The following is an 18,848-nucleotide window of genomic DNA, read 5'->3' as shown; positions in this document are numbered from 1 at the left end:
CAGCACGATGTGCTTAGTCGTCGATGCATCAATCCTTCGTGAGGGCCGTCATGACCTCGAAATGATGCGTGTAGGGGAACAAATCCCACGCCCTCATATCCGCAATGCGGTAGCCCCTCTCGCACAGATCGTGAAGATCGCGAGAAGCAGCTGCTGGATCGCAGGAAACCAGCACAATGCACTGAGCTCCAGTGTTGGCCATCGCATGACACACTTCCTGACCTGCACCCGCGCGCGGTGGATCCGCAACGATGACTTCTACGCCACCGATGTAATCGTTCAACTCGCGCACTGCACTGCCATCCACATCACCGACGAATGGCTCACAGACGCTGCGCCCAAGGTTGTTCGCAGCATCAGCAACCGCGGCCTCGTCAGCTTCGAGCGTGACCAAGGCACCCTGGTCGCCTACGACGCGCGAAAGGGGAAGCGAAAAGAGCCCCGCGCCCGAATAAAGCTCCATAACCCGAGATGGGGAATGCGCGCTCACGATCTCTTCGACGTTTCGTGCCAAGACCTCGGCGCCGCTGCGGTGAGTCTGCCAAAAACCCCACGGGCGAACCGCGTATTCATCCATCCCTTGAGGATGCGAAATGCGCCAGTGCAAAGGTTCGTCCCAAGAATTGCCTTCCCCATCCCAGCAACCCTGATCTGTGCAGACCACGGGGGTGCCACCAGGTGGCGCAATGAGGCGAACTCGAGAGCCCTGCGGGAGGGAAGAAAAGACCTCGTTACCTTCCCAAACGGGGAGTTCATTGATCTGCGCTGATGCCAAGGGCATTGAATCTAGCCGCACAATCTTGTGGGAGCGATACTGGCGCATCCCCAGAAAGCCTTCCGCATCAACAACACACTCAATGCGTGTGCGCCGCCCGAGAAGACTGTCGGATTCTTCATCACCAGGTGCGGGCCGGACTTCTACTCCGCCAATCGCATCGACCTGCGCCATGACACGATCGCGGCCAATACGCCCGAGCTGGTCCAATAGAACTTCGCTCTTCCATCGACGTTGACCTTCAGGACTCACATGCGCAAGTTCGCCGCCGCCCACGCCTCCAGGCCCCGCCGCCGGCCAGACGCTCGAAATTCTGTCTGGGCTGGCTTCAAGGATTTCTATAGCCTCGGCCCAGGCCATACGTTTCTGTCGATCAATGATGCGCGCACGAACGCGCTCACCGGGCAAGGCATGTCGGACAAAAACCACACGTCCAGACTCATCGCGAGCGACGCAGGCACCGCCGTGTGCGGGAGCGCCAATCGTCAGTTCGCAAATTTCTTCGCCCCTACTCATGCCCTCTCCTTTGCCTCACGCCGTTTGAAGGGATCGTTCACGCTCTGGCGTCCTTCAACCTCAGCTTCTTCACCGAGCTTCCACGGAACAATGGTCACGACAACCCCAGGAATACGAAGCAGAGACCGCGACAAGCGCAGTGCCATCTGATTGTGGAGCAGATTTTCCCACCAGTGGCGAACAAGGAACTCGGGAATATAAATCACGAGCATTTCTCCGGGGGAACGAAGCCTCCGTGCTCGCACATACGATTTCACGATCTGCGTGACATCTCTAAACGGAGAGGAAATCAATGTGAGCGGAACCGGAAGTCCCGATTCATCCCACTCGCGGCGAATATGTTCTTCTTCGTCAAGATCCGCGACCACTGAGACGATTTCAAGGTTGGTTGGCGATTGAACACGCGCTGTTGCGATTGCACGCATCGAAGGCTTTGAAAGGTTAGACACCAATACAAGGGCCCTCACACGAGTGGGAAGGGCACGTCGCGCATGCCAGTCATCGATACGTAGCTGACCGCGAATCGTGTCATAGTGCCGACGAATCAGACGCTGAATGCCAAAGACAAGTGCGATCATGACGACGGTGATCCACGCACCGTGCGTAAACTTCGTGACGAGAACGATGGTGAGGACAAAACCCGTCATCATAAAACCGACAATATTGATCGACCTCGAGCGCAAAACTTTACCGCGCTCTCCCCCATTTTGAGGCAGTCGAAGACGCTTATTCCAATGTCGGATCATTCCCAGCTGTGAGAGTGTGAAGGAGACAAAAACACCGACGACATAGAGCTGAATGAGGCGAGTCACGCTCGCATCGAAAAGAATAACCAAGGCCGAAGCGCCGACAGCCAAGACCATGATTCCGTTGGAATAAGAGAGCCGATCACCGCGCTTGTAGAGCTGGCGCGGTAAGAAAGAATCGCGTGAGAGGACCGAAGCCAGGGTCGGGAAGCCATTGAAGGCGGTGTTCGCAGCAAGAACGAGAATAAAGCCCGTCACTGCCGTTACCAGAATAAAGAGGACGGAGCCGTCTCCGAAGATTGTCGAGGCCAGTTGGCCAATAACCGGCGCAAAATGGACCTCAGGATGAGGCGTTCCGTTGAGGAATACCTTAGACGTATCGTCCACCATCTGTACCCCGGTGCGGCGTGCCAGCACAAGGATAGAAATCATCATCGTCGCCGCGATACTGCCCAGAAGTAGCAGAGTAATTCCGGCATTTTTCGATTTCGGGCGGCGGAAGTTTGGAACGCCGTTTGAGATTGCTTCGACGCCGGTTAGCGCTGCGCATCCGGATGAGAAAGCTCGCATGAGCAAGAAAGCGCCGCCCAGACCAACAAGTCCGTCAACGTGTGCGTTGCTCGCCTGAATCTCATAAGCAGCGCTGGCGGCCATGGGTAGATGGCCTGTGAAAAGTCGGATAAACCCGACGATCACCATGAGAGCGATCGCGAACATGTAGGTGTATGTCGGGATCGCGAAAGCGGTTCCTGCCTCGCGCGTGCCGCGCAGGTTAACAAGAGTGAGAAAGACGATGAGGCCCACAGCGATAGGAACTTCAGAACCCCGCAGGTGAGGAACGATAGTCGTGATGTAGTTTGCGCCCGAAGAAATTGACACTGCAACGGTGAGCACATAGTCGACTAGCAGAGCTGAAGCAACAAGAAGTCCCCAGCTCGGTCCGAGGTTGGTTGTGACGACCTCGTAGTCCCCGCCACCAGAGGGATAGGCATGAACCGTCTGCCTGTACGACAAGACGACCACAGCCAAAACGCAGGCAACAACGACCCCGATCCATACAGACTTGATCAAGGCTATTGACCCGGCAAGCGCCAAGGTCAGCAGAATTTCATCCGGGGCATAGGCCACTGATGACAGTGCGTCCGAAGCATAGATCGGCAAGGCAAGTCGTTTTGGAAGGAGCTGGCGAGCCGCGGCTTTCGAACGGATAGGGCGTCCGATAATTACTCGTTTCGCGGATTCAACGAATGAAGACACCTTATAAGACTATCCTTTGGAGGACCGAGCGTCATTTTTGTTCGACGGGTAACCGCTAAACAGTGTCAAGAGATGCTTTTTGCCCTTCGGGCGAGTAGCGTTGGAGTGTGCACTTCGTAATTATGGGTTGCGGCCGAGTGGGCGCAAGTCTTGCAGGCATTCTTGACGCGCAAGGCCACTCAGTCGCTGTGATTGATTCAGACTCCAAAGCCTTCCAGAGGCTCCCACGGGATTTTTCGGGACGCCGCGTTACTGGACTGGGCATGGACCGCGATACTCTCAAACAGGCGGGTATCAAAGATGCCTATGCTTTCGCTGCAGTATCCAGCGGAGATAATACGAATATCATTGCCGCACGTGTTGCGCGCGAAACTTTCCATGTTGAACGCGTCGTTGCCCGAATCTATGATCCCGAACGCGCCTTTGTTTACGAGCGCTTGGGTATTCCCACAGTTGCGACAGTCAAACGTACGACTGAATCAGTTTTGCGTCGCCTCATGCCTCCCGATGCCGCCGTCACCTGGACTCACCCTTCCGGTTTGGTCTCTCTGGTCACAGCGACACCGATCGCTGATTGGTATGGAATTCCCTTCCCAACTGTAGAGACGCTCACAGGCGAAAGAATTGCATTTGTCTCTCGTTTGGGAACGATTCTTCCGGCACGACCTGAGCTTGTTATCCAAGAATACGACCAGCTCTACTTTGCAATTTCGGGCGAAGATCCCCTTCCGCTCCGCGATATTTTGACGCGTGCTCCGCGTATGGAGGACTGAGAGATGAAAATTGTTATTGCTGGAGCGGGTTCAGTGGGCCGCGCAGTCGCCTTGGAGCTTCTCGACCATGGCCATGAAGTCACGTTGATCGATAAGAAGCCTGATCAGCTGCGTGTGGCATCCGTCGCAGATGCCGAGTGGGTTTTGGCTGATGCCTGCTCTCCTGAGGCGCTTTCCGAGGCAGGTCTGCGAGAGGCTGACGTTGTCCTCGCCGCCACGGGAGACGATAAGGCAAACCTCGTCATCTCGCTCCTGGCCAAGACTGAATTTGCAATTCCTCGAGTAGTTGCACGTCTGAACAATCCGAAGAATGAATGGTTGTTCAATGCCTCGTGGGGAGTCGATGTTCCCGTCTCAACGCCGCGTATCATGACTGCGCTGGTGGAAGAAGCAATTTCTGTTGGTACGCCGGTTAAGCTCTTTGCTTTCAATTCAGCTCAGGCAGCAATGTATGCCTTTGTTCTTCCCGAGAATTCTCCGATTATCGGCAAGAGCATCGCAGATGTCGCTTTCCCACCGCGTGTCGTACTGAGCGCGATTTTGCGTGACGGAGAGCCTTTTGCCCCGCGGGCAGACGACCAATATGAATCTGGAGATGAGCTAGTCTTCCTTATTTCCGCACGCGGCGGTCAAGTCTTGGATGCGCTCACTCAGATGGTGACGGTGCCGCTCGATTGAAATCATCTTTGAGCAACCACCACGTCAGCCACGCTACCGGAATAAACAGGGGAATACCTAAGGCAATTTTCATGGCGGATAGCCATGCGACTTGGTCACTCAGCCATAGTGGTACCTGAACCACAAGCCGAATAATGAAAAGCGCCGTCCACACGAGTGTGAGCCAGACACACTTGCGTGCGAGTTCGCGCATTTCGCTCTGACGCATCCAATTCAGGGGTCGTCCAGTAAGCGCTCCAAATATGACGGCGACCAACGGCCAGCCGACGGCAAGGCTCAAAAGCAGAACAAGCGCACTGGCAGCATTTGTCAACAACCCCCAGGTAAAGAAATGAATACCCCGGCCAGAAACAAGGGCCCAGACAACTGCAATAGCAACCCCGAATAGTCCCGAAATGGCCTGTACCACAGCCTGTCGTTGTGCAATTCGAATCACAGTAAAAATGACTGAGCACAGCGCCGATGCAAGTGCGGAATACACTAAAGCACCGCTTATGAGATACGCGCCTAAGAAGACCAAACCGGGGAGAACAGCCTCGGCTACTCCCCTAGCACCGCCAAGAACGCTGTGAAGAGAAAACTCTTCCTCAGCAAGCCAAGAGTAACGATTATTCGGCATTCTCTTCAGCGATCAGTCGGTAGAGAGGGTTGATCATGACCTTCACGCCATTGGTTAATCCGACAGTTCCTTCAACTTCAAGGTGGATTCCCGCATGCAAACCGGGGATATCAGTGCGCCCAGGCCATCGAAGAACGATCGTCCCTGTTCCGTCAAAGAGAGTCGCATCAATCAGCGGACGAATCTCTTCCGGGTAATAGGTCACCGATTGAATTGCACCAAATAGCACGGCCTCTTCACGAGGAAGAACATCGGCAACTGCCCGTCGTCCACGCTCTTCTCTGCTCCGCTTTTCATCGTCGGCGTCAAGGTCTTCTCGTGTTACAGAAAATAGACGCGAGATACGAGCAAAGATTTGCTTAAACATTCGGAACTTCGACACTTTCTTGCGAAGGCAGATGCAACGGGAGAAGATCGAGGCGCGGATGGGGCTCGCTGCCGCGAACAACAACGATTCGATCGATCAGTTCTTCGAAATCGTTGGCTTCTTGCCCGCCGAGAGCAGCCGGTCCAACCATATCGATGCGGGCAAACCAGCGGTCACCTTCTCGCCCGATAATACGAGTACGAGTCGTCCCCTCTGATCCGTCGGGTAGCGTCACCGACTCATCGACTTCAAGCTCGTGACCGTAGCGAGTGTGTCGATCACGTACGGTGCTTCCGCCTTCTTCATAAGCTGCACGAATTTGAGGGCGAAGCTCATCCCAGGTCCCACCCGAGCGGGGTGCAGCCGCGATAGAAAACTGAAGGCCTGACGAAGCCAAGACCAGCATGATACGGATGATGCTCTTGCCATCTTCGCCCGCTTGAGCGCGAATCTGCATTCCTGGGACAGCAGGGATACGCAACGATCCTAAATCAACGTAGTCCACCGAGGTGTCTACTTCGTATTCCTCACGAGGTCCAGGGATCTCCCACAACTCTGACTCATCGTAGAGCTGCGGAAGCTTTACCTCTTCGACCTCTTCTTCTACCTGAGATTCCTTACGCGTACGTCCGAACATAACTGAATTATCTCACGCTCAGCCGGCACACTCAGTGCAGACGGGCTGGCCGTTGTCATCTGTGTAGGCCAGCTGCGAAGCGTGATGCACGAGGAAACACATCGAGCAGGTGAATTCATCATCCTGCTTGGGGACGACGTGAACCGTCAATTCTTCCTTCGAAAGGTCAGCACCGGGAAGCTCAAAATTCTCTGCAGCTTCATTCTCGTCATCATCAACGTTGGCAGAGCCAGAATCGTTGCGGCGAGACTTCAGTTCTTCAATCGAGTCTTCCGCAACATCATCGTCATTCTTACGAGGTGCGTCGTAATCGGTAGCCATAATGCCCTCCCCTTTTCTGTCGTGATGCGTCACATTCACACACAACACATTCGCTGGGCTGCAGGGTAACACGTTGAAACTTTTCGCGCTACTGAAAAGGACACGCGCCCCGGCAATCGCCGATTTTCGCTGCATCTTTGAGAAAATCTGAGAGCAGATGCAAGGAGGAAACGATGATCGATCTTGATCTTCTCGGAGTTGGCGCTGACGAGGAAACACTGGTCTTCACTGATAGCGAGGGCCGTCGTTACACCACCCCAATTACCGATGAGCTACGCGGAGCCGTTCGTCGCGACCGTCCACGCATCGAGGCAGTGAGTGAGGACAAGCCTTTACGCCCTCGCGAAATTCAGGCGCTCCTGCGTGCAGGTGCGCGTGCTGTAGATATTGCACGCGAACACAATGTTGAGGTTTCCCAAATCACGCGTTACGAAGCCCCCGTTCAGGCTGAGAAGGATTACGCACTTTCACGCGCGCTTTCCAGTCACATCGGATCACTTCCGGACTCTCCGGTCATGGGAGATTTGGTTGTTGACCGTCTTGCTGCCCGAGGCGTTAGCCCGGATTCTCTTAATTGGTCGGCCTCACGCCAAGCGGATTCTCCCTGGGTCATTCAGTTGACCTTTGTCCAGGGAGCCGTCGAACACGGCGCTCAGTGGCGTCTTCCTTCCTCCGGCCATCTCGAGGCCATTGACGAGGAAGCCCGCTGGCTTACCGAAACTGCCTCTCCGACGGGCGTTCAGACCTTCGCTGCTCTTCCGACCCCTGCGCCGCTACCAACCGCGGACGAAGATGATATGCAGCAGCGCGAGGCGCTCATCGATCAGCTCAATTCTCAAAGGGGGAAGCCCCAAGAGATTGAATATGACATCGATGAAGACGAGGAGGATGAAGATCTTCCGCATCTTCCCGCGGGAGTTGAATCTCTTGCTGCACGAATCCACTCTTTGACGGAAGCACGTCGAAGCTCAACCCAGGCAGATGAAGAGACACAGTCTGGTGCGCAAACCGATGAGCCCCCGCTTCCTTTGGAACAGCTCGAAGATGTGCCCTCGGCACCTGCGCCGAAGAAATCGAAGCGGCGTTCAGTACCGAGCTGGGACGAAATTGTTTTCGGCTCGCGCGCCTAAGCTAGGCGAATGAGCGGGATCAGCATTTCCTCTTGGGTCAAGGAGCCGTGAACGCCGGTAAGGGACATCGCGCCTGCACTTTGCGTGCGGCTGTCGACGATCCCTCCACGGCCTCGTGAAAAAGCAACAAAGTCACCCGTTTCGGCTAGGCCGGGGCCGTCTCCCATCAATTCGGCCAGCTCGCTAGGCCCCACAACCCAAGCCCGCTCACCAAGGAGGTTTTCCCAACGCTCTTGAACGCGTTCGGGATCTTCACCGCGCTCGCAGTGGACATGAACCGCGCGTGTCTCCCCTGCGACCACGCGAACTCCATCGCGCAAAGCAGGCGTTAGTGCGACGTCAAGAATCTGCGAGAAATCAATGTTGACCATGCCGTGGTCTGCAGTCAGCACAACGCGCACACCAGCAGGGATTCGTGAAAGGAAGCGTCCCAGTCCGGCGTCAAAGTCTTCAAGCGCATCGCTCCACTGCGTTGAATCGGTACCGTAAGAGTGTCCACAAGCATCGATATCGGACCAGTAGAGGTAGACAAGCTTCCTGCCCTGTTTCAGCTCAGTCACCGCTGCATCACAGCGCTCATCCCAGCCAGTTGCGGGAACAAAATGGGCGCCACGTAGCGCTGCGGTGGTGAGCCCCGATCCAGCGAACTTAGCGGGAAGAATAGTCGCACTCTGAATTCCCAACTCGCGAAGTTCTTCAAAATATGTAGGACATTGCTGCCAGTGCGCGGGATCAATCCCCTCGGTAAATGCAAGGAGATTGAAGATCTGCTCGCCATGAAACACGCTATAGCCCACCATGCGCGTTCGGCCCGGGAGCTGGCCAGTTCCGCAGGCCGTAATACCCGCTGCCGTTGTTGAAGGAACAACCGAGTACGCAGCCTCAATACTGTCACGAAAACTGCGAAGAGTTCTGGCGTGCCCCAAGTGCTCTTGAAGGGGAAGCAAGCCCAAACCGTCGACAAGAATAACGACCACTGCATCAGCCGATGGCATTGCAAGTCGCCGAGCAAGATCGGGGCGAGCAAAAGCTAACGATGGAGTAACAGCACCCAGCGCAGTCGGAATAACATCAGTCAAAGAGATGTCGTTATCCCCTGCCAAACACGCGCCACGCGCACGAAGATTAGAGATGCTCATCACTGATCACCTGCGTGAGAGCATCAATCAAGTTCTGAGCATCTGCACATGCTCGCGCACCATCTCCGAGCTGCGAGATTCGGATCGTCACATCATCTGGATAGGTGCGAGCCTGGAAACCATGATCAGCCTGGCAAGAGGGATCATCGCACCGAAGCGACTCAATGTCACTGCGTCTTTGGGAAGCCATGTCGACGCTGATCGTAATTTCGCTGATCTCCTCGTTATCCGTCGGATCTGCAAAAACTTCTTGGACTGAAACTCCACGAATCGCCCGTATTGAGTGCACGGCGGAAGTCACAACAGCACTGTGATTGTCCGCCTCGTCAATGTGGACTTGAATAAAAGAAGTGCCGGTGAGAATCAGAATCGTCAGGTGACGGAACATGGATCCGCGGTCAAATGCAGCCTCGACTTGAACGACGGACGCCTTGACTTCGTGACCACCAACGAGCCGATGAACAGCGCGCGTGGCCAGCTGCGGGAAGAAACCCGCACGTTCAATGTCGAGATCCAGTTTCACCACACAATCTTAACAAGAGCGGCGTGTACTTGGCGGATTCTGAACCTTTTCGTAGAGAATCGACCCATGCGAACAAAGGAAGAAAAACTAATCCTGCCCGAGGATGATCAGAACATTACCGAGATTGATGTTTCCTCAGAAATGCGGGGTTCCTTCCTCGAATACGCTGTCTCTGTTATCCACGCACGTGCACTTCCTGATGCTCGAGATGGCCTAAAGCCTGTCCAGCGTCGCATTCTCTTCCAAATGGACCAGATGGGGCTGCGTCCCGATCGTGGTCATGTGAAGTCCCAACGCGTGGTCGGCGAGGTCATGGGTAAGCTTCACCCCCACGGCGATTCCGCAATTTATGACGCACTTGTTCGACTCGCACAGCCCTTCAATCTTCGTGTTCCACTGGTTGATGGACACGGTAACTTCGGTTCGCTCGATGATGGTCCAGCAGCAGCACGTTATACGGAAGCTCGCATGGCCCCTGCAGCGTTGGACTTGGTTGCTTCCCTTGATGAAGACACGGTCAATTTCGTTCCCAATTACGACAACCAATTCATGCAGCCCGAAGTACTACCTGCTGCTTTCCCTCAATTGCTTGTCAATGGCGCCTCGGGAATCGCCGTCGGCATGGCAACGAATATTGCCCCCCATAATCTGGCAGAAACGATCGCTGCTGCCCAGTATCTTTTGAAGAATCCTGAGGCAACAGTTGCCGACCTCATGCGATACGTCCCCGGGCCGGACCTCCCCGAAGGCGGCGTGATCGTTGGACTCGAGGGTGTCAAAGAAGCCTACGAAACCGGGCGGGGTTCCTTTAAAACTCGTGCCAAGGTCCAAGTTGAACGCGTTACTGCGCGAAAGATGGGGCTCATTGTCACTGAGCTTCCCTACATGGTTGGCCCCGAGAAGGTCATCGAAAAGATCAAGGAGAATGTCTCTGCAGGTCGTCTCAAAGGCATTTCGGCAGTTCAAAACCTTACCGACCGTATCCACGGCCTTCGCCTAGTTATTGAAATCAAGAACGGGTTTAATCCAGAAGCTGTTCTCCAGCAGCTCTATGCGCGAACGCCTCTTGAAGATTCTTTCTCGATCAACGCCGTCGCCCTGGTCGATGGAAAGCCCGAAACCTTGGGCCTCAAAGAAATGCTGCGCGTTTTCCTAGACCACCGCATCGAGGTCACGACCCGACGCTGTGAGTTCCGTCTTTCTAAGCATCGCGATCGACTTCATTTGGTCGAAGGCCTACTGATCGCAGTCCTTGATATTGATGATGTCATCGCGATTATCCGTTCCTCTGACGATGTGGAAACTGCACGCGATAGGCTCCAAACTGCTTTCGATCTTTCCGAAGTCCAGGCCAACCACATCCTCGAATTGCGCCTGCGTCGCCTCACAAAGTTCTCACGTCTTGAGCTTGAATCCGAACGCGACGAATTGAACGCGAAGATTGCAGAGCTTGAAGAAATTCTGGGTTCCCGAGAGCGCCTTTATGAACTCATTAGCAATGAAATGAGCGACGTCGCTAAGCGTCTGGGCACTCCGCGTCGTACTCTCCTCTTGTCGGCGACTGGCACCCAAGTAGATCAGGCGCTTCCTGGCGCTGCCCTCGCAACCCTGCCAACGGCCTCGGGCAAAGCCTCAACGATGGCTCTTGAGGTACCCGACGATCCGTGCGTCGTCGTGCTTTCCGCTCAGGGAGGTCTTGCTCGCGTCGAAGGTGGAGATCCGATCGAGGCCGGGCCGCGTGCCTCCCACGATGGAATCCGCGCGCAATTGATATCGACCGCCCGTTCGCAAATTGCCGTCGTAACCGCAGACGGGCTTGCGCACCGCATCGAAGTTGTCGATCTTCCGGCTCTTCCCCGTTTTGAAACCGGGCTTTCATTCGCCGCTGCGACTCCCAGCGCGCTTCTGCTTCACACGGATTCTCCCGCTATCGGGCTTTTGGATCCCGAGGCATCGACTGTCATGGCAATGGGAACGCGGATGGGTGTCGTTAAGCGACTCAAGCCCGATGTCCTCCAGCGTGACGAGTGGGAAGTAATCTCCATGGAGGACGGAGACGAGTTGGTTGGTTTTGCGCCGAGTACCGATGCATCAGACCTCGTCTTTATTACTTCGGACGCACAACTTCTGCGCACTCCCGCCGACAAGGTGCGCCCGCAGGGACGTACTGCTTCGGGAATGGCGGGAATGAAGCTTTCCGACTCCGCGCATGTGCTGGGATTCTGGGTAGTTGACGCACCAGAAGAAGCGCTCGTCGTCACGGTTGCTGGGGCAGCTGGAGCTCTCCCCGGAACCGGTCAGACGACCGCAAAAGTGACGCCTCTTGCCCTGTATCCCTTCAAGGGACGAGGCACTCAAGGTGTACGCGTCCAGCGTTTCCTTCGCGGGGAAGACCGCTTGGATATTGCTTGGGTCGGCGAAAACCCCCGTGCGGCCTCGGCGGACGGAAGCCCTGTGGAGCTGCCGGCCCCCGACGAGCGACGCGACGGTTCAGGGACCCCACTCACTCACGCGATCGCTACTATCGGCTAGTGCTCAGGTCAAGGTGACGAGGTCAAGGTAGGAGTCATCCCACAGGTCCTCGTCCGCGTCTGGCAAAACAAGCACGCGCTGCGGTGAAAGCGCGGTCACTGCACCAGGATCGTGGGTGACCAGCACGACTGCTCCTTCGTAAGAGTGCAGTGCATGCAAAATCTCCTCGCGCGAGGCGGGATCAAGGTTGTTTGTCGGTTCGTCCAGCAGTAGGACATTGGCGCCTGAGACAACCAGAGTTGCAAGCGCAAGACGTGTCTTTTCGCCGCCGGAGAGCACATGCGTGGGTTTATCGACGTCGTCGCCGCTAAAGAGGAACTGACCGAGAACATTGCGGACGTGAGTATCGTCGAAATCGGGCGCGCTATGGGACATGTTCTCTCGAACTGTCGCCGCCATATCCAAAGTGTCATGTTCCTGCGCGTAGTATCCGATTTTCAGTCCATGACCGGCTTCGACGACTCCGCTGTCGGGCTCTTCAACTCCGGCCAAGAGGCGCAGGAGCGTTGTCTTTCCAGCACCGTTGAGGCCGAGGACAACAACCTTCGATCCCCGATCAATTGCTAAGTCAACACCGGTAAAGACCTCGAGGGATCCGTAGCTCTTCGACAGGCCCTGAGCACTTAATGGCACTTTGCCGCACGGAAGTGGATCTGGGAATCGCAAGCGCGCGACCTTTTCTTGGACGCGTTCAGCACCAACAGAGGCAACTAGCTCCTCTGCTCGACGCAGCATTTGTTGGGCAGCAACCGCTTTTGTCGCCTTCGCACGCATCTTTTCGCCTTGTGCACGCAGTTGTTCAGCTTTTTTCAGTGCGACAGCGCGTTCTTTTCGGCGACGGCGTTCATCTTCTTCGCGTTGTTTGAGGTAGGCAGACCAGCCAAGGTGATAGATATCGACCTCTGCGCGGTTGGCATCCAGGTAGAGCACTTGATTGACAGTGTCGCCCAAAAGCTTCACATCGTGGGAGATAACGAGTACTCCGCCAGGGAAGGTTTTGATCCAATCACGAAGCCAGATGATTGAGTCGTGGTCGAGGTGGTTTGTCGGCTCATCAAGCAATAGGGTGTCTGCCCCTGAAAAGAGGACACGGGCCAGCTCAACGCGGCGCCTCTGGCCGCCCGAGAGAGTCGACAGCGTCTGAGACAAAACCCGATCATCTAAACCAAGAGAATGGGCGATTTGCGCTGCCTCGGCATTGGCGGCCCAGCCGCCAGCTTGAGTAAATTCGTGATCGAGACGAACGTAGCGTTCCATCGCTTTTTGTTGGCGATTTCCCTCTGTCGTCGACATTTCTTGTTCTGCGCGCTTAATTTTCTTGATGATCGCGTCGATTCCGCGAATTGAAATGATGCGATCACGTGCGAGTTGATCAGGATCTCCTTCACGCGGGTCTTGAGGAAGATATCCAATCGTTCCGTTGCGCGTAATGGTCCCCTCATACTGGGCGCTTCCATGATCCTCTTGCCCCGCAAGGAGCCTCATGGTTGTGGTTTTTCCAGCCCCGTTGCGACCGACTAAACCAATGCACATCCCTTTATCAATTCTGAAAGAGGCATTGTGGATGAGCTCGCGTGGGCCGATACGCAACGAGAAATTGGAAACATTGATCACATATTCATTCTAATGGGCGCCTCCGCAGGCGCCCAACGCGCACTCAGGTAACGACTGCGGGCACAATAGAGAGGTTGACAATATGCAGGAAGGAACCCCGATGACCGAGCCGACTGGGCACACCAAAGCTCCCCGAGTTTATGACATTGTTGCTGTCAGTTTCGTTGCTTTCTTATTGATCTCTAATATCGCTGCAACGAAGGTAACAGTGCTCGATGCTGGCCCGATTCACTTGGTATTTGACGGCGGCGCGGTTCTCTTTCCCTTGACCTACATTCTCGGCGATGTGCTTTCCGAAGTGTACGGTTTCGCGCGTGCACGCAGAGTCATCATCATGGGTTTCGCGGCTTCTCTCCTTGCCTCGCTGACTTTCTGGGTTGTGCAATCAATCCCCGCTGGCCCCGGATACGAGAACCAGGATGCCTTCGTCGCGGTGCTCGGTTTCGTTCCTCGAATCGTTGCCGCATCGATCGGCGGTTACTTGGTCGGGCAGCTCATGAATTCCCTTGTTTTGGTGAAGATTCGACAGCGCTGGGGTGCAGACCACCTCTGGGCGCGTTTAATCGGTTCGACTCTTGTCGGTGAGGCTTTTGATACCGTGATTTTCTGCACGATCGCTTTTGCTGGAATCATTCCCGGAAGCGAGTTCCTCAACTACATCGTCACGGGCTATGTCTACAAGGTTGGAATCGAAGTTGTTTTCCTCCCCATCACGTACCGCGTCATTGCTTTGGTTCGTAAGGTTGAGCATCTGCGCCGCGAAGAGGTCCTAGCATGACTCTTTCGTCTCAGTGGATTGGCGCCCCTATTGATGTCGATTCTTCTTTCCCTCAATCCGATCGGGATCGCGGTTTTGACTGCCACACGCGCCTTGAATACGGCCCAGGTCTTGGGCGCACCGGCACCCTTCACACTGCACACGGCACGATTTCTACCCCCGCATTCATTCCGGTGGGAACTAAGGCGAATGTTAAGGCGCTTGTTCCTGAAATGGTGCGAGGCCTCGGTGCTCAGGCGGTCCTTGCCAACGCCTACCACCTGTACCTCCAGCCGGGTTCGGATATCGTTGACGAGGCCGGGGGCTTGGGTTCTTTTATGAACTGGGCAGGTCCGACCTATACGGATTCGGGCGGCTTCCAGGTCCTTTCCTTGGGCGCCGGATTCAAGAAAGTTCTCTCTGCGGAGTTTTCAGGCGATGCTGATTTCAAGGATCCCAAGCTCAATAAGCAGGCAGTCAAGGCATCCCGAGCAGTTGTTGACGATGAGGGCGTGATTTTTAGCAGTCACATTGACGGTTCCAAACACCGTTTCTCGCCCGAAGTTTCCATGCGCATTCAGCATGAATTGGGTTCCGACATTATGTTCGCCTTCGATGAGCTCACTTCTTTGCTCCATCCACGCAGCTACCAAGAAGAGTCTCTGGAACGCACCCATGAGTGGGCACGTCAGTGTCTGGCAATCCACCGCCGATTGACCCAGGAGCGTGAGGGAAAGCCCTATCAGCAGCTGTGGGGAGTTGTTCAGGGTGCTCAGTACGAGGATCTTCGACGCATCGCTGCCCGCACATTGGCCGAAATGAATGTCGATGGACAGATCTTCGACGGCTTTGGGATCGGTGGCGCCCTTCAGAAGGAAAACCTTGGAACGATCGTTTCCTGGGTAAGTTCGGAACTTCCTGAGGACCGTCCGCGCCATCTTCTGGGGATTTCTGAGCCCGATGACCTCTTCCGAGGCGTCGAGGCCGGTGCCGATACATTCGACTGCGTGAATCCCTCACGCGTTGCGCGAAATGCGGCGATTTATTCTCCCGACGGCCGTTTCAACATCACGAATGCTCGTTTTAAGCGCGATTTCACCCCTCTTGTTGAAGGCTGTGGGTGCTACACCTGCACGCACTACACTCGCGCCTACGTCCATCACCTTTTTAAGGCCAAAGAAATCCTCGCTTCAACGCTGACCACTATTCACAATGAGTGGTTCACCGTTCGCCTTGTTGACGCCATCCGAGATTCGATTAATACCGGCGAATATTCGGACTTTAAAGAGGAAATGCTTGGGCGTTTTTCAGGCACACAACACTGAAACCTACGGTAACGTAGGGTCAGACATTCCACTAAGGAGGAGACATGGTCTCAGAGCTGACGGCGAAGTCGAGGCTTCAGTATGATCCCGGTACTCCCTACGAGGTTCCGGTCGCTGATACCTCCCTTATTACCCTTCTCGAGACATCCGCGCGCCTCTACCCTGAGCGAATTGCGATTGACTACTTGGGGGCAACGCTGACATACACTCAGCTCTACGCTCAGGTTCTCCGCGCTGCACAGGTGCTCGTTGAAAACGGCGTTCGCAAGGGTGATGTTTGCGCGATCTGTCTGCCTAACTGTCCTCAAGCATTGGTCGCTTTCTACGCCTGTATGCGCATTGGCGCCGTTGCAGCCCAGCACAATCCTCTTGCGCCAATCGAAGAGATCCATCAGCAGTTGGATCGCCATCACGGAAAAGTCGCTATCGTTTGGGAAAAGTCTGTCGACGCCTTTATCCGTGAGGGAGATCAGGCTCTCGACTGTGTTTTCACCGTCGATATTTCTGCGCAAATGCCTCGTAGCTCGCGCGCTTTGCTCAAACTCCCCATTGAAAGAGCACGCTCCACACGCGAACAAATGCGCGGCGAACGCCCCAAGGGAACACACTCGTGGGATCACGCGGTTGCGCGCACACGCCTCGTCCACCCAGACACCCCCGGCGCCTCGGCCCAAGACCTTGCCGTCATTTTGCACACCGGTGGCACCAATGGCGTTCCCAAATCTGTTCCGCTTACCCACCGCAATATTGGCTCGAACGTCAACCAATGCATCATGTGGGTGTGGAAACTCCATGAGGGCGCGGAAACTTTCTACTCTCTTCTCCCCTACTTCCACGCTTATGGACTGACTCTCTTGATGTGCGCTGCTGTTCGCCTTGCTGCGACTCAGTTGCTTCTCCCCAAGTTTGATGTCCATCTGGCACTAGAGGCTCACAAGCGTCATCCAGTGACCTTCTTCGTGGGGGTTCCTCCCATGTTCGAACGCCTCATGCAGGCCGCACAAGAAGAGCACATTGATTTGACCTCAATCAAGTGGTCATTGTGTGGCGCAATGCCGCTGTCTCAAACTCTTGCGCAGCAGTGGGAAGAAGCCACTCAGGGAATGGTCATTGAAGGCTACGGCATGTCTGAGACTTCCCCGGTGATCGCTGGAGTCCCTCTAGCAGCCAATCGTCGCCATGGTGCTTTAGGACTAGTCTTCCCCTCAACTGACATTCGCCTGGTTGATCTTGAAGATCCCTCTGTCGATGTTGAAGAAGGGACTCCGGGTGAAATCATCGTTAAAGGTCCGCAGGTGTTTAGCGGTTACCTTGGTGCTCCTGAAGAAACTGCTCGTGTTTTCACCGAGGACGGATGGCTGCGCACCGGTGATGTTGCAGTTATTCGCGATGGCTTCTTGATGATGTCGGACCGAAAGAAGGAACTGATTCTTTCGGGCGGCTTCAATGTCTATCCTTCACAGGTCGAGGATGCGATCCGTTCGATGCCCGGAGTGAAGGACGTTGCTGTCGTTGGTCTTCCCTCGGGGGATGCTCGAGAGGAAGTTACCGCAGCGCTGATCTTGGAAGATGATGCTCCGATGATCACCCTGGCGCAGGTGCGTCAGTGGGCGGAAAAGTATGTTTCCCACTACGCACTCCCACGCCAGCTTGCCATTATTTCCGAGCTGCCGCGTAATCCTTTGGGAAAGGTCATGCGTCGAAAGGTCAAGGAGCAACTTCTTGATCCCGCAAACCGTATGTTTTCCACTGCTTCCAAAGCAATTGGCGAGGCCGCGGCTGCGGTAAGCGAACGTCTTTCTCCTACCGATACTTCCGTAGACGATAAAGACTCCGACAATGAGTAAACAATCCCCCGACAAATCGATGAGATTGATTCGCCATTCTCGTGCAATCGTTGATTCACTGAGCCGAGGGGCGCAGCGTCTCGGCTCTTCAACTGCGCAAAGACTGCGTTCCGGTCGTAAGAGCGAGATTGAACCCCGTCCTCTATCTCCGCGTCGCACAGTGCAGTGGGTTCCACCCCAGCGCGTCGAGCGCCGGGGGGCGCGTCCTTCATCGTCGGATGCTCGAAAGCCTCTGATCCCCCGGTGGCTTGCGCAAGCGGGGTATGGATCGTGGGCGATCATCGGTGTACTGATTGTGATCTCCGCCGTTGTCTTCGCAATCGCCCAAGCAACGCCAGTATTTGTTGCAATTTTTGTTGCCCTCTTGCTCACCGCGATTTTGAATCCTTTGACGAACTACCTCAATCGCTGGGTGAACCGCTGGATTGCAGTTTTCGCTGCGCTTTTTGCGTTTATCGGGACTTTTGTCGCCCTGCTGACCCTTGTTGTGTCCTCCATCGCGGGACAATGGCCGAATCTTCTTTCAGAGGTGGGCAATGGTCTGGGAAAGCTCTCTGATCTTGTTGCTCGTCTGCGTCTTCCTTTCCAAATCCCGCTCAATGATCTCAGCCATTTAAACGAAACTCTGATCGCTCAAGGAAAGAGCTTTATCGCATCCAATTGGTCAGGACTGCTCAGCGAAACTCTGGCGAATGTTTCCAATGCTGCGGTCGTCGCCTCGGTATTGGTCCTCGCCTTCTTCATCACGATCTTCTTCTTGCACTCGGGCGGACAGATGTGGGACTGGTTCGTCTCCTTGCTTCCCTATCACCGACGCAAGATCACCAATCGAGCTGCGCAAGCAGGCTGGAGCACCTTCTCCGGCTATGCGCGAGGAACGATGCTGGTGGCCGGAACAGACGGCCTCTTTGCTGGAATTTTCCTCCAATGCATCGGGGTCCCCGTCGCCCCTGCTCTTGGTATTTTGGTTTTCATCGGTGCTTTCATTCCGCTCATCGGTGCGCCTACAGCGATGATCCTCGCGATGATCGTCGCTCTTGCAGCAAAGGGCATCATTACAGCAGCAATCGTCGGGCTTGGAATCGCATTGATTGGCCAGATCGAAGGACATATTCTCCAGCCGCTCATCATGGGGCACCAAGTTTCTCTCCACCCGGTCGTCGTCGGTATCGGCGTCATGGTGGGAACCTTCACCGCTGGACTCCTCGGCGCGATTATCGCAATTCCGATTATTGCGGTTGCTTGGGCGATCTTCTCTGAGCTTTATACTCCGCGCGAACGTAGCTAGCTTG

The 18,848-nt window shown here is 55.2% G+C and carries 17 protein-coding genes; 8 read left to right on the top strand and 9 right to left on the bottom strand.

Annotated features, from left to right (window positions below):
* Positions 1–28: 28 nt before the first annotated feature.
* Entirely contained in the window at positions 29–1,291 is a 1,263-nt protein-coding gene (locus ACWNMW_RS05690; RefSeq protein WP_449490326.1) for a class I SAM-dependent RNA methyltransferase, read from the bottom strand.
* Complete coding sequence (locus tag ACWNMW_RS05685) at positions 1,288–3,294, bottom strand: APC family permease (RefSeq protein WP_034503191.1); 2,007 nt, start codon at positions 3,292–3,294, stop codon at positions 1,288–1,290. The genes ACWNMW_RS05690 and ACWNMW_RS05685 overlap by 4 nt, the downstream gene beginning before the upstream one ends.
* 122 nt (positions 3,295–3,416) lie before the next feature.
* Here ACWNMW_RS05685 and ACWNMW_RS05680 point away from each other — a divergent pair, with 122 nt between their 5' ends.
* A complete protein-coding gene (locus ACWNMW_RS05680) occupies positions 3,417–4,067 on the top strand; it encodes a potassium channel family protein (protein WP_295895127.1) in 651 nt (216 codons plus the stop codon).
* Positions 4,068–4,070: 3 nt separating this feature from the next.
* The gene (locus tag ACWNMW_RS05675) at positions 4,071–4,745 is read left to right on the top strand and encodes a potassium channel family protein (RefSeq protein WP_034503185.1); all 675 of its coding nucleotides are present in this window, start codon (positions 4,071–4,073) and stop codon (positions 4,743–4,745) included.
* On the opposite strand, the gene ACWNMW_RS05670 is transcribed toward ACWNMW_RS05675, so the two are convergent.
* Genes ACWNMW_RS05670 through ACWNMW_RS05655 form a run of 4 tightly spaced genes read right to left on the bottom strand, consistent with a single transcriptional unit; the run spans position 4,714 to position 6,689 of the window.
* Positions 4,714–5,364: a DUF3159 domain-containing protein gene (locus tag ACWNMW_RS05670; protein WP_449490325.1), complete on the bottom strand. Its 651-nt coding sequence runs from the start codon at positions 5,362–5,364 to the stop codon at positions 4,714–4,716. The genes ACWNMW_RS05675 and ACWNMW_RS05670 overlap by 32 nt on opposite strands.
* Positions 5,354–5,731, bottom strand: a complete 378-nt coding sequence (locus ACWNMW_RS05665; protein ID WP_314213290.1) for a DNA-binding protein — start codon at positions 5,729–5,731, stop codon at positions 5,354–5,356. The genes ACWNMW_RS05670 and ACWNMW_RS05665 overlap by 11 nt, the downstream gene beginning before the upstream one ends.
* Positions 5,724–6,368, bottom strand: a complete 645-nt coding sequence (locus tag ACWNMW_RS05660) for a DUF3710 domain-containing protein (RefSeq protein WP_449490324.1) — start codon at positions 6,366–6,368, stop codon at positions 5,724–5,726. The genes ACWNMW_RS05665 and ACWNMW_RS05660 overlap by 8 nt, the downstream gene beginning before the upstream one ends.
* Positions 6,369–6,386: 18 nt before the next feature.
* Positions 6,387–6,689 carry a DUF4193 domain-containing protein gene (locus ACWNMW_RS05655; protein WP_034503172.1) on the bottom strand — a complete coding sequence of 101 codons (303 nt, stop codon included), beginning with the start codon at positions 6,687–6,689 and terminating at the stop codon, positions 6,387–6,389.
* Positions 6,690–6,862: 173 nt separating this feature from the next.
* Between ACWNMW_RS05655 and sepH the strand changes: the two genes are divergently transcribed.
* Positions 6,863–7,819: a septation protein SepH gene (sepH, locus tag ACWNMW_RS05650; RefSeq protein ID WP_299063033.1), complete on the top strand. Its 957-nt coding sequence runs from the start codon at positions 6,863–6,865 to the stop codon at positions 7,817–7,819.
* Here the strand turns inward: sepH and ACWNMW_RS05645 are convergent.
* Entirely contained in the window at positions 7,816–8,958 is a 1,143-nt protein-coding gene (locus tag ACWNMW_RS05645; RefSeq protein ID WP_449490323.1) for an alkaline phosphatase family protein, read from the bottom strand. The two genes, sepH and ACWNMW_RS05645, sit on opposite strands and share 4 nt — an antisense overlap.
* Entirely contained in the window at positions 8,945–9,481 is a 537-nt protein-coding gene (locus tag ACWNMW_RS05640) for a DUF5998 family protein (protein WP_449490322.1), read from the bottom strand. Before ACWNMW_RS05640 ends, ACWNMW_RS05645 begins: the two co-directional genes overlap by 14 nt.
* Before the next feature lie 66 nt (positions 9,482–9,547).
* Here ACWNMW_RS05640 and ACWNMW_RS05635 point away from each other — a divergent pair, with 66 nt between their 5' ends.
* Positions 9,548–12,013, top strand: coding sequence for a DNA gyrase/topoisomerase IV subunit A (locus tag ACWNMW_RS05635; RefSeq protein WP_449490321.1), 2,466 nt, complete (start codon positions 9,548–9,550; stop codon positions 12,011–12,013).
* A 3-nt stretch (positions 12,014–12,016) separates the two neighbouring features.
* Here the strand turns inward: ACWNMW_RS05635 and ACWNMW_RS05630 are convergent, their stop codons facing one another.
* A complete protein-coding gene (locus ACWNMW_RS05630; RefSeq protein WP_448750905.1) occupies positions 12,017–13,627 on the bottom strand; it encodes an ABC-F family ATP-binding cassette domain-containing protein in 1,611 nt (536 codons plus the stop codon).
* A 100-nt stretch (positions 13,628–13,727) separates the two neighbouring features.
* On the opposite strand from ACWNMW_RS05630, the gene ACWNMW_RS05625 reads away from it, so the two are divergent.
* The 4 genes from ACWNMW_RS05625 to ACWNMW_RS05610 are packed head-to-tail and all read left to right on the top strand — an operon-like array spanning position 13,728 to position 18,844.
* Complete coding sequence (locus ACWNMW_RS05625) at positions 13,728–14,405, top strand: queuosine precursor transporter (protein ID WP_314213148.1); 678 nt, start codon at positions 13,728–13,730, stop codon at positions 14,403–14,405.
* Positions 14,402–15,709, top strand: coding sequence for a tRNA guanosine(34) transglycosylase Tgt (gene tgt, locus ACWNMW_RS05620; protein WP_449490320.1), 1,308 nt, complete (start codon positions 14,402–14,404; stop codon positions 15,707–15,709). Before ACWNMW_RS05625 ends, tgt begins: the two co-directional genes overlap by 4 nt.
* A 44-nt stretch (positions 15,710–15,753) precedes the next feature.
* A complete protein-coding gene (locus tag ACWNMW_RS05615; RefSeq protein ID WP_449490319.1) occupies positions 15,754–17,556 on the top strand; it encodes an AMP-binding protein in 1,803 nt (600 codons plus the stop codon).
* Positions 17,549–18,844 carry an AI-2E family transporter gene (locus tag ACWNMW_RS05610; protein ID WP_449490318.1) on the top strand — a complete coding sequence of 432 codons (1,296 nt, stop codon included), beginning with the start codon at positions 17,549–17,551 and terminating at the stop codon, positions 18,842–18,844. The genes ACWNMW_RS05615 and ACWNMW_RS05610 overlap by 8 nt, the downstream gene beginning before the upstream one ends.
* Positions 18,845–18,848 lie beyond the last annotated feature (4 nt).

The organism is Actinomyces sp. Marseille-QA0893 (assembly GCF_976954355.1).
This window is presented reverse-complemented; position numbering and strand designations above follow the sequence as displayed.